Origin of the sequence: Aeromonas sp. R1-1 (assembly GCF_040908495.1) — a bacterium.
Taxonomy (GTDB): Bacteria; Pseudomonadota; Gammaproteobacteria; order Enterobacterales; family Aeromonadaceae; genus Aeromonas; species Aeromonas veronii.
In genome coordinates this window covers 1-7,025 of record NZ_JBFODV010000064.1, presented here as the reverse complement: position 1 = coordinate 7,025, position 7,025 = coordinate 1, and the positions used below count along the sequence as shown (strand labels likewise).

The following is a 7,025-nucleotide window of genomic DNA, read 5'->3' as shown; positions in this document are numbered from 1 at the left end:
ATCAGAAGAGAGCAAGGCCGCCATGCTGGGCGCCATGGGCTACCGCGTCGATGACGAGGCCGCACTGGTGCAGCAGCTGGAAGAGGAGCATCGCCAGCACTGGCTGCGGGCGCTGGATCCTGTGATGGTGGTTCGCACCGGCGACGCCGTTACCCTTGAGGTTCGCCTCCCCATCGAATTCGTCAACGACGCCCTCACCTGGCAGCTCCAGCAGGAGCAGGGTGCGGTGCTGTCCGGTCAATTCACCCCCATCGAGGGTGAGCTGGTCGGCGTGGCCGAATTTGAAGAGATGGAGTGCCAGGCCTATCGTGTCACTCTGGATATGGCCCCGGAGCTGGGTTATCACCAGCTGGTGTTGCTGGAAGAGGGCAATGACGAACCACTGGCCACCATGCGCCTCATCGTCGCCCCCAAGGCCTGCTACAAACAGGCGCCGATTGCCGATGGCCGCAAGGTATGGGGCCCGAGCGTGCAGCTCTACTGCCTGCGCAGCCGCCAAAACTGGGGTATCGGTGATTTCAGCGATCTGGGCCAGCTGGTCGAGAAAGCGGCCGCCTGGGGTGCCCACTTCGTCGGCCTCAACCCCATCCACGCCCTCTATCCGGCCAATCCGGAGAGCGCCAGTCCCTACAGCCCCTCTTCCCGTCGCTGGCTCAACGTGGCCTATATCAATGTGGAAGCGGTGCCCGAATTCCAGCAGAGCGATCGCCTGAAGGCGGAAGTGGCAAGTCCTGCCTTCCAGCAACATCTGGCCGATCTGCGCGCCAAAGAGAACGTCGATTACACCGGCGTGATCCAGACCAAACTCGGCATGCTGCGTCAGGTGTTCGACGAAGCATGCCTTAGCGCCGAGCGTCAGGCCGCCTTTGATGCCTTCGTGGCCGCCGGTGGCGACAGCCTGCAACAGCAGGCAGCATTTGATGCCCTGCAGGCCCACTTCTATGCCAAAGGCGAAAATGCCTGGGGCTGGCCGGTATGGCCGCAGGAGCTGCGCGATTACCACAATCCAGCCGTTGCCGCCTGGATGGCCGAGCACCCGCAAGATGTCAACTTCTACCTCTACCTGCAATTCCTGGCTGACGAGCAGCTGGCGCAAGCCGATGCCCGTGCCAAGGCTGCCGGCATGGTGATGGGGATCTACCGGGATCTGGCAGTGGGCGTCTCCGAAGGCTCCACCGAGATCTGGGCCAACCAGGATCTCTACTGCCCGAAAGCCTCGGTCGGTGCGCCGCCCGATATCCTTGGCCCGCTCGGTCAGAACTGGGGCCTGCCCCCGATGAACCCGAACAAGCTGTTTGAAGCGGCCTACCAGCCGATGGTGGACTTGTTCCGTGCCAACATGCGCTCCTGCGGCGCACTGCGCATCGACCACGTGATGGCCTTGCTGCGCCTGTGGTGGGTACCGCCCGGAGCGTCCGCCGCCAAGGGCGCCTACATCTACTATCCGGTCAACGATCTGCTGGGCATTCTGGCCCTCGAATCCCACCGCAATCAGTGCCTGCTGATCGGCGAGGATCTGGGCACCGTGCCGGAGGGGATCGACGTGACCCTGAAAGAGAACGGCGTCCACTCCTACAAGGTGTTCTTCTTCGAGCGCTCCAAGGAAGATGGCGGCTTTATCTCCCCGGCGCACTACACAGAGCAGGCGATGTCGGCCCTGACCACCCACGACATGCCGACCCTCAAGGGCTTCTGGCATTGCGACGATTTGGCGCTCGGCCGTCAACTGGGTCTGTATCCGGATGAAGATGTATTGAAGACTCTGTATGCTGATCGTCACCAGGCCAAACAGCGGATCCTCGACAGCTTGCATGCCCACAAGGTCATCTCTGACAACATCAGTCATGACGTGAACTGGGTAGGCATGAACACCGAACTCAACCACGGTCTGCAGATCCACATGTCCCGCGGCAGTTGCGCCCTGTTCAGTACCCAGCTGGAAGATTGGCTGGAGATGGACAAGCCGGTCAACGTACCGGGCACCAGTTACGAATACCCTAACTGGCGCCGCAAGCTCTCCGCTGATCTGGAAGATATTTTTGCCAATGAGGCACTCAAGGCACTGGCTGGCAAGATGAGCCAAGCCCGTGATGAGGCCAGTCGTTGAGACGCTGTCTCCCACAGCGCACTCACCTAAATCCACTCCGGCTTCGGCCGGAGTGGATGCTCTGTCATGAAAGGAAATCTCGATGCTCGTTGAACGTTTGGTTGCTGCCCGCTGTTCCGATCCCTTCTCTCACTTAGGCCTGCAGGCCAATCCGGATGGGCCCGGCCTCAAACTGACCGCCTGGTTGCCTGATGCCCTCGAAGTTCGCGTCAAGGATCTCAAGTCGGGCAAAGTCGTTGCCACCCTGGCGCCCACCGATGAATCGGGTCTTTTTGAAACTGTTTTCACCCGCCGCAAAAACTCCTTCCCCTATCAGCTGATCGCCAGCTACCAAGATGCCACCACCGAGGTCATCGACCCCTATCAGTTTCAGGATGCCGCCTGGGCAGGCCTGGCCGAACTGACCGCCCAGCCGGAAAACCTCTATCACACCCTTGGCGCCCAGCTGCGCACCGTGGAGCATCTTGGCCAGCAGGTGGAGGGGGTGCGTTTTGCGGTCTATGCGCCGAGCGCCACCGCCGTGAGCCTCATCGGCGATTTCAACTTCTGGGATGGCCGCCGCCACCCGATGCAGCGCAGCCTGTGCGGTCACTGGGTGCTGTTTGTGCCGGGCCTCAAGGCCGGGGATCGCTACAAGTTCGAGCTCAAGGACCCCATGGGCAACCGGCTGCCCCACAAGAGCGATCCGGTCGGTTTCTACTGCGAGCAGTATCCGTCGTTCGCCTCCGTGGTCTATGACCACGCCCAGTACCAGTGGCACGATGCCGAGTGGATTGCCAGCCAGCACAACGACAAACGCGAGCAACCGCTCTCCATCTATGAGCTGCACGTCGGCTCCTGGAAGCGCCACCCCAACGGCGACAGCCTGAACTGGCGCGAGCTGGCAGTGGAGCTGGTCGCCTACGTCAAGGAGATGGAGTACACCCACATCGAGCTGCTGCCGGTCTCCGAGCACCCCTTCAGCGGCTCCTGGGGCTACCAGCCGGTGGGCATGTTCTCCCCCACCAGCCGCTACGGCACCGCTGATGATTTCAAATGCTTCGTCGACCAGTGCCACCAGGCCGGGATCGGCATCATTCTGGACTGGGTGCCCGCCCACTTCCCGTCCGATGCCCACGGCCTGGCACGCTTCGATGGTACCCCGCTCTACGAATATGAAGATCCGCGCCGTGGCTGGCACCCGGACTGGAACTCCTACATCTACGACTTTGGCCGCGACACAGTGCGCCAGTTCCTGGTGGCGAGCGCCCTGTTCTGGCTCGACAAGTTCCACATCGACGGACTGCGGGTGGATGCGGTCGCCTCCATGCTCTATCTGGACTACTCCCGCAACGCCGGTGAGTGGGTACCGAACGTCGATGGCGGCAACCACAACTACGAGGCGATCAGCCTCTTGAAGTGGACCAACGAGGAGGTCTACGGCAAGTATCCCCACGCCATGACCATAGCCGAAGAGTCCACCGCCTTTGCCGGTGTCTCCCGCCCCACCTTCCTCGGCGGCCTCGGCTTTGGCTTCAAGTGGAACATGGGCTGGATGCACGACACCATCACCTATATGCAGAAAGAGCCGATCCACCGTCGCTACCACCACAACGACATGACCTTCTCCATGGTTTACCACTATGACGAGAACTTCATCCTGTCGCTCTCCCACGACGAGGTGGTGCACGGCAAGCACTCCATGCTCTACAAGATGCCGGGCGACGAGTGGCAGCAAGCCGCCAACCTGCGGGCCTACATGGGCTTCATGTACGCCCACCCGGGCAAGAAGCTCAATTTCATGGGCACCGAAATCGCTCAAAGCAACGAGTGGAACCACGACGCCCAGCTGCCGTGGCACCTGCTGCAATATCCCAAGCATGCCGGTCAGCAGCGGCTGATCCACGATCTCAACCACCTCTACCGTCATGAGCCTGCCTTGTATCAGGCCGATTATGAGCAGACCGGCTTCCGCTGGCTGGATCACAACGATGCCGACAACAGCATCTTTGCCTGGCTGCGGGCGGACAAAGAGGGCAAGCAGACTATTGTGGTGGCTTGCAACTTCACCCCGGTGCCTCGTCTCGAATATCGGATCGGCGTCCCAGCTGGGGGCCACTATCGGGTGGTGCTCAACACCGACAGCGAGTATTACTGGGGCAGTAACTATGATGTAGGTCTGGTGTTCGCTGCCGAGCCGACCCCCTGGCAGGGGATGGCGCACAGCATAGTGCTGGATCTGCCGCCGCTGGCGACCTTGTTTATCAAACAGGAGTCTTGATGCTTGTAATGGAAAAAGGGGTGGGCCACCCGCTGGGGGCCCGCCTTGACGAGAACGGTTGCCACTTTTGCGTCTGGGCCCCCCAGTCGGACAAGGTGGAGATCTGCCTGTACGACGAGCAGGAGCAGGAGCTGATGCGGCTGGAGCTGCCCGGCCGCCGTGGCCAGTATCGCTTTGGCTACGTGCGCGGCGTAAAGGCCGGTCAGCACTACGGCTATCGGGTCTATGGCACCCCGCAGGAGGGGATGCTGTTCGATCCGCAAAAACTGCTCATCGACCCCTACGCCAAGGCGCTCAGTCGTCCCACCTACTGGGATGAAGCCCTCTATCAGGGGGACAGTGCCGGGATGATTGCCAAGTCGGTGGTAGTGGATGACAGTTTTGACTGGCAAGGGGTTGGCAAACCCGGGATCAGCCCGGCCCGCACCATTATCTACGAGACCCACGTCAAGGGCTTTACCAAGCAGCACCCGGGGATCCCCAAAGCGCTGCAGGGCACCTACCTTGGCATCAGTCACCCGCTGGTTATCGAGCATATGAAGAGCCTCGGCATCACCTCGGTGCAGCTGATGCCGGTGGCCGCCTTCATGTCGGAACCGCGACTGGAGCAGCTGGGACTGACCAACTACTGGGGCTACAACCCCATCGCCTTCTTCGCCCCGGAGCCACGCTACAGCACCAGGGCGGCCGAGGCGGTGACCGAGTTCAAGACCATGGTGCGCGAGCTGCACCGGGCCGGGCTCGAGGTGATCCTGGATGTGGTCTACAACCACACTGCCGCCTCTGGCTTCGACGGCCCAACCCTCTCGTTCAAGGGCTTTGACAACGCCGGTTACTACGCCTTCGAAGCGGGCCCCCACGGCCCGGACTACACCCGTCACGCCAACGTGACCGGTTGTGGCAACAGCGTCAATCTGGATCACCCCAACACCCTGCGGCTGGTGCTCGATGCCCTGCGTTACTGGGTCACCGAGATGCAGGTGGACGGCTTCCGTTTCGATCTGGCGGTGACGCTGGCGCGGGAAGCTGGGGAGTTCGAGCCCATGGGCGCCTTCTTCAAGGCCGTGATGGCCGACCCAGTGCTGTCACAGGTCAAGCTCATCGCCGAACCCTGGGATATCGGCCCCTTCGGCTACCGGCTGGGTCAATTTCCGAGCCAGTGGCAGGAGATCAACGACCGCTATCGCGACACGGTGCGCGCCTTCTGGCGCGGTGATGCGGGCAAGATGGGGGACTTTGCCACCCGCTTGGTAGGCTCGCGGGATATCTTCCCGAAGAACTGGCGCTCGCCTCACAGCAGCGTCAACTACCTCTGCTATCACGACGGTTTCACCCTGGAGGATCTGGTCTCCTACAACCAGCGCCACAATCAGGCCAACGGTGAAGACAATCGCGATGGTCACGGCAACAACCTCTCCTATAACCACGGGGTAGAGGGGCCGACCCTGGATCCGCGGGTCAACAGCCTGCGCCAGCAGCAGAAGCGCAATCTGATTGCCACTCTGCTGCTCTCCCAAGGCACTCCCCACTTCCTCGCCGGCGACGAGATGGGCCGCAGCCAGCTTGGCAACAACAACGCTTACTGTCAGGACAACCAGATCAGCTGGGTCAACTGGCAGTGGCGACCGGAGGATGAGCGGCTGTTCGCCTTCACCCAGCAGATGATGGCGCTGCGGGCGGAGTCCAGCGTCTTCTCCAACCTGCAACTGAGCGACGACAGCTGGAATGGCACCCCGTCCAGCTGCCATCAGGTCAACTGGTATCACCCGGACGGCCACCAGCTCACCGATCAGGATTGGCACGCTCCCATGGGGCAGGCGTTCGCCATGGATATCGGCATGATCAACTGTGTCGGCGAGCGCTGGTACGTGCTGTTCAACGCCAGCGATTACGATATCCAGTTCCGCCTGCCGCCGCCGGGGGAAGGGCTGGAGTGGATCCAGACCATCGACACTGCCACCAACGATGGGCTGCCCTTCCTGCCCGATGACATCAAACGGCAGGTGGCGGTCGGCCGGGCCCACTCCCTCAAACTGCTGGAGCGGGTGGCGCTGGCCAGCACGGCGGAGGATGCCCAGCCACCGCAGCAGGAAATTCTCCCTGCATCCGGTGAAGAGATGGTTGCCACCTCGATCACAGATACAGGCAAAGCATAAGAGGCATGCTGGAGTCAGCTTTACGGAGCCGCTATGCTGGGCTCCGGTATGGATGGCAAGGAGTCGGTATGAGCAGTAACAATCCGGAACAGTGGCGCAGCAAACTGACCCCCGAGCAGTTTCACGTCTGCTGGGAGAAGGGCACCGAGCGCCCCTACAGCGGCGCCCTGCTCCACAATCGCAAGAGCGGCGACTACCTCTGTGTCTGCTGCAAGAGCGTGCTGTTCCACTCGGATGCGAAGTTTGACTCCGGCTGCGGCTGGCCCTCGTTCGACCGTGCCATCGAGGGAACCGTGACCTACACCGAGGACAACAGCCACGGCATGAAGCGGGTGGAGATCACCTGTAGCCAGTGCGGCTCCCACCTCGGGCACGTCTTCCCCGACGGCCCGACCGATACCGGCCAGCGCTACTGCGTCAACAGCCTGAGTCTGGATTTCGATCCCGACGCTTAAGCGGCTTACCCATTGCAATAAAAACGGCGCCTCCATCACGGAGGCGC

General features: G+C 61.7%; 4 protein-coding genes. All 4 read left to right on the top strand.

Annotated features, from left to right (window positions below; all coding sequences use genetic code 11):
- Nucleotides 1-2,107, top strand: a 2,107-nt coding sequence (gene malQ / locus AB5Y92_RS03680) for a 4-alpha-glucanotransferase (protein ID WP_368225595.1), incomplete at its 5' end; no start/stop codon positions are given.
- Nucleotides 2,108-2,189: 82 nt separating this feature from the next.
- Nucleotides 2,190-4,367 carry a 1,4-alpha-glucan branching protein GlgB gene (gene glgB / locus AB5Y92_RS03675; RefSeq protein ID WP_368225593.1) on the top strand — a complete coding sequence of 726 codons (2,178 nt, stop codon included), beginning with the start codon at nt 2,190-2,192 and terminating at the stop codon, nt 4,365-4,367.
- The gene (gene glgX, locus AB5Y92_RS03670) at nt 4,367-6,523 is read left to right on the top strand and encodes a glycogen debranching protein GlgX (protein ID WP_368225591.1); all 2,157 of its coding nucleotides are present in this window, start codon (nt 4,367-4,369) and stop codon (nt 6,521-6,523) included. Before glgB ends, glgX begins: the two co-directional genes overlap by 1 nt.
- 68 nt (nt 6,524-6,591) lie before the next feature.
- Nucleotides 6,592-6,978 (top strand): peptide-methionine (R)-S-oxide reductase MsrB, encoded by a 387-nt coding sequence (msrB, locus tag AB5Y92_RS03665; RefSeq protein ID WP_368225589.1) that lies wholly within the window; start codon nt 6,592-6,594, stop codon nt 6,976-6,978.
- Nucleotides 6,979-7,025 lie beyond the last annotated feature (47 nt).